Raw genomic sequence first — 5,012 nt, 5'->3', positions numbered from 1 at the left:
CGCGGCCGCCCGGCCGCAGCATGTCCTCGATGACCAGCGAACGCGACACGTCGCAACGCACCTCGAAGCAGTCGAGAGCCACCTGGGGCAGCCGGTGCGCCTCGTCCACGACCAGGGCCTGGTATTCCCCGACGAGGGTGTGGCCCGCCGCGAAATCGTGCATCAGCAGCGAATGATTGACCACGACCAGCTGCGCCTCGCGGGCGAGGCGCCGCGCTCTCTGCACGAAACATTCGTCGCGTCCATAACAAACAGAGGGTGAGCACGGCTCGGGGGAATCGAAGAGCTCGCGCAGGTGCGCGCGCAACGCGGGGTGGTCCTCGACCTCTTCCCGCATGCCTTCGCTGGTATCGGCCAGCCAGAGCCGCAGCGACGCGGCTGCCCAGGCTTCGGCCAGGCTCTCCGGCGTCCGGTCCCGGAAATGCAACAGGCGCGTCCGGCAGAGATAGTTGCCGCGGCCCATCAGCTGACGGGTGACGATGTCGGGAGCGACCACGGTCAGGCTCGGCAGGTCATGCTCGAGTATCTGGTGCTGCAAGGTCCGCGTATGCGTGGACACCAGGCCTCTGTCACCGGTGCGGCGCAGATGCGCCAGCAGCGGTGCCAGGTAGGCGTGGGTCTTGCCGATCCCCGTGCCCGCTTCCAGCAACAGGGGGTTTCCGTAGGCGAGTGCGCCAGCCACGTCGCGGGCCATGACGCCCTGCTCATCCCGCGGCTGGAAACCGTCGCCGTGCAGGGCGCCCAGGCCGTCGGGAGCCGTCATCCAGGCGGCGATCCCCTCCGGATCATCGGGCAGTGGCGCCGGGCTCGGGGCCCCGCCGGTCCGGGCCACGAAGGGTTGTTCCGACATCCAGCCCGCGAAGGGATTCGACTTGCAGGACTTCGACATGGCGTCCAGGACATCCAGCACCGTGGCGACGCGGGCGGAGAAGGGGGCCAGCAAGCGCCGCACATGCTCCGTGAGCTCCGGGGGTTGATCACGCCAGCGGCATAGTCCCTCCCACAGCTCCAGGCCCTCGGCGCGCAGCACCTGTTCCGCGGCCAACCGGTCGCTCACGACCAGCCGGGCGCGGCGCCCGGCCGCGCCCGGCTCCAGCAGCGACCAGATGAAGCCGCGCGAGACCTGCAGGCGCGCCTCTTCGCCGGCGCGGGGCTCGGCCTCGCGACCGTCGATCAGGACCAGCGCCGCCGGGGGCAAGGCGTCGAGATGGTCGAGGTCCGGGGCCTCGACCAGATGCCCGGGATCGCGGGCGTCGAGCAGCAGGCAGGCGGCGTGGGGATCGTCGTCCAGTTTAACGCTGAGGAAGAAGGGGCGGCCCGGGCCGTCAGCTTCCATCGCCGGCCTCCTCCTCGCGCAGACGCATCAGGAATTCGCTCTCGCTCAGCACCGCGACACCCAGCTGCCGGGCCTTCTGGAGCTTGGAGCCAGGTTCGGCGCCGGCGATGACGGCATCGGTGCGACTGCTGATGCTCCCGGTCACCTTGCCGCCGAGACGCTCGATCTCCTGCCGGGCCGCGCTCCGCGGATAAGACTCGAGGGTGCCCGTCAGCACGAAGGTCTTGCCCGCGAACCACGAGTCCGCCGGCGGTGCCGTCACGACCGGCCCGACTTCCCGGTCGCGCAGGAAGCCCACCGCGGCGAGCGCGTCGAGCGAGCGAGCGACCCGTGCGTCGCCCAAAAAGGCGCCGATCCGCTTGACGGCCGAGGTCTCCCCGAGACCCGGCAGGTCGGCCATGTCGCGGGCATCCGCGGATCTCAGGGCCGCTGCAGTGGGGTAGGCCCGCGCCAGGACCGACGCCGTAGTCACGCCGACGCCGGGAATGCCGAGCGCGAAGATCTTGGCTTCCCAGGGACGATCCTTGGCCCTGGCGACGGCCTTGAGCAGCGCGTCGGCCGACTTGTCCGCCCAGCCCGGCAGGGCCGCCAGGGCCTCACGCTGCAGGCGGAAAAGATCGTGCAGATCCGCGACCAGTCCCGCCTCGAGAAGCTGCGCCACGCCCTTCTCGCCCAGCCCTTCGATGTCGCAGGCGTCGCGCCCCGCGAAATGCCTCAGCCTGCGCGCCACCTGGGCCGGGCAGACGGGATTGTTGCAACGATAGGCGGACTCCTCCGCCTCGCGCGCGATCGGCTCACCGCAGGCGGGACAGGACATGGGCCAGGGCACCGGCGCCGCCCCGTCCGGTCGCCGCTCCAGCACGACGTCCAGAACCTTGGGGATGATGTCCCCGCCCTTGGCGACGCGGACCGTGTCGCCGACGCGCAGGTCCAGGCGCGTGACCTCGTTCCGGTTGTGCAGGGTGGCGCGCGAGACGGTCGTCCCCGCGAGCTCCACCGGCGCCAGCTCGGCCACGGGTGTGATCACGCCGGTGCGTCCGACCTGCAGGATCACGCCCTCGAGCTCGGTCTCGGCCTCCTCGGCGGCGAACTTGAAGGCCAGCCCCCAACGCGGCGCCTTGGCCGTGGCGCCGAGCCGCCCGTACGCCGCCAGATCGTCGACCTTGATGACCGCGCCGTCGATCGGGTAATCCAGTTCTGTGCGCAGGGCGGACAGCTCGTCCAGGGCAGCGGCCAACTCCTCCGTGTCGCCGGCAGTTCGCAAGAAATCGTTCACCGGCACCCCGAGCGCGCGCAGGACGTCGATTTCGTCGCGATGTGTGGCCAGACCGGTCTCGCCGACGAGGGGCAGCACCTGGTAGAAGGAGACCGAGAGACCCCGCGCCCTGACCACGGCCGCGTCGAGGGTCTTCAGGGTCCCGGCCGTGGCGTTGCGGGGATTGGCCAGGGGCGCCTCGCCGGCGGCCAGCCGCTCCTGGTTGAGCCGTCGCAGGCGACTGAAGGTCAGATAGACTTCGCCGCGCAGCTCGAGGGCGTCCGGTCGTGCGGGCAGCCGCTCTCGCCAGCCCTCTGGCAGGACTTCAGGTATCCCGCGTATCATCTTGGCATTATTGGTGATGTCATCTCCGCTTTTCCCGTCGCCCCGTGTCAGGGCGGCGGTCAGACGACCGTCCGTGTAGCGCACCGCCAAGGCCACCCCGTCGATCTTGGGTTCCGCGGTGTACAGGATCCCCGCTCGGCCGAGTTCCCGGCGCACGCGCCGGTCGAAAGCCGCCACGTCGGACAACGCGTAGCTGTTCTGCAAGCTGATCATGGGGCTGCTGTGGGGCAGGCTAGGGAAGCGCGCATCGCTGTCGCTGCCCACGCGGGTCGTCGGGCTGTCGGCCGCGGCCAGCTCGGGAAACGCGTTCTCCAGCTCCGCCAGCTTGCGTACGAGCGCATCGTAGTCCCGGTCGGAAATCTCCGGCGCGGCCTCACGGTAGTAGAGGTCGTCGTGACGGGCCAACTCGGTCCGCAGACGTTCGACTTCCTGGCGTGCCCGACGAAGATCCATGGTCGCTCCGGTCAGAAGGCCTGCAGCAGCGCGATGTGCAGCTTTGCGTCGTCGAACTGGAACGCGCCCGGCAGACCGATGGCCAACGATATGTCGCCGCCCCGCGTGGCGGTCTCGATGCCGAGCCCGAAACCACGGCGCGAGCCTGAAACGGACGTCAAGCGCGCGGGTCGTGCGGGATCGGCGCCCGCGAAGCGAAAGTACCCCACGTCGAAAAAGGTGTAAAGACGGGAGCGCCCGGGACGCCCGATGCGCAGTTCCACCATGGACGAGGCGACCCGTTCGCCGTGGAACTGGTCCTCCAGGTAGCCGCGCAGGGTGCGCGCCCCGCCCAGCCGGTATTGCTCCGCGAGGGGAATCTCGCCGCCCCGCCCGTTGACCTCCTGGAACATCCCGCCGACCGCGAGACTGAGCGTGCCGGTCAGCCAGCGTTCCCCCGACAGGCGCATTTCCACCAGGGTCTGGCTCTCCTCCCCCGGCGTCACGCCGGCGCTCGGATCGTCGACCGGACGCGCGTCCACGCCCCGGCGTGCGGATTCGATGGCGAAGGTGCCCTGCCAGCCGTTCGCGCCGCGGTCGCGTCGGCGGTGCAGGAACGCGCCACGCGTACGCCACCGCGTCGTCCGGCTCCAGGCTCCGACCGGGAAGGTGCTGCGGTCCCAGCCCAGACCCACCTCGATCTCCCAGGCACCGGCAACCGGCAGTTTCAGCCGGCTGTCGACCCGGAAACGGGTGTAGACATCGGTGGCGACCTCGTGGTCCACGTCCACGGTCGCATCGAACGGCGTACCCCACAGCAGAGGCTCGAGCCAGCCGAACCCGAAATGCGAGCGCGCCCGGCCGTCGTCGCTCCAGGCCAGTTCCAGACGGCGCCCCGATCCCGCCAGATTGGCCAGATGGAGATCCGCCTGCCCGCTGACCCGCGCCGGCTCGTCGGCGCCGGTCCGGCTCAGGCCCAGCATGAGCGCAACCCGGTTGGGGCGCGGGACCGGTGTCACCGGCCAATGCACGCCGACGGTGCCAGGCGCCGCCGTGGTGAAGACCACCGGCCTGCCGACGTCCGCGTAGATGTCCCGTTGCATCAGGCGTGCCCGTGCCGCCCGCAGGTCCGATTCCCGGTAGCGCCGCCCGACCGGCAGGCGCGAGGCGCGCACGAGGAAGTCCTCGCCCCGTCCCTCGGGCAGGTTGCTGGCCTGGGGACCGAAGTACGCGACGGGGCCGGTCATCAAGATCGCCCCCACGTCCACGGCGGCGCGCACGGAATCCACGCGCACGTCGCGCACCAGCCAGCGGGAGAAGGGATATCCCGCCTCGCCCGTCATCACGAGCAGCCGGTCGATGGCCGCCGCCCAGGCCTCGGCGCCGAAGGGATCGTCGCGGCGGGGCAGGGCACGGGCCAGCACGGCGTCGCGGCCGGGGAAATCCTCGCCCGTCACCACGATCTCGCCCACCGTGTAGGGAGCGCCGGGAGCCACCGTGAAGACAGATCCCTCGGCCGTCTCCAGCCGGGTCACGACACACGCCAGATAGCCCCGCGCCAGCCAGCGGTCGCGCAGCAACGAGGCCACGGACCGGCCGCCGGCCGGCGCGACGGGCGCGGGCGACACCGCGGAGGCGGCGATG

General features: G+C 70.9%; 3 protein-coding genes. All 3 read right to left on the bottom strand.

The features are described from left to right. Positions 1-1,336: DEAD/DEAH box helicase (locus KJ554_14390; protein ID MBU0743519.1), on the bottom strand; the 1,336-nt coding region annotated here is incomplete at its 3' end. Continuing rightward, a complete protein-coding gene (gene ligA / locus KJ554_14385) occupies positions 1,326-3,389 on the bottom strand; it encodes an NAD-dependent DNA ligase LigA (protein MBU0743518.1) in 2,064 nt (687 codons plus the stop codon). The genes KJ554_14390 and ligA, both read right to left, overlap by 11 nt. Positions 3,390-3,400: 11 nt before the next feature. Next, the coding region (locus KJ554_14380) for a BamA/TamA family outer membrane protein (GenBank protein MBU0743517.1) at positions 3,401-5,012 on the bottom strand (1,612 nt) is incomplete at its 5' end.

This window comes from bacterium (assembly GCA_018814885.1).
In the GTDB taxonomy this organism is placed as follows: Bacteria; Krumholzibacteriota; Krumholzibacteriia; order LZORAL124-64-63; family LZORAL124-64-63; genus JAHIYU01.
This window is presented reverse-complemented; position numbering and strand designations above follow the sequence as displayed.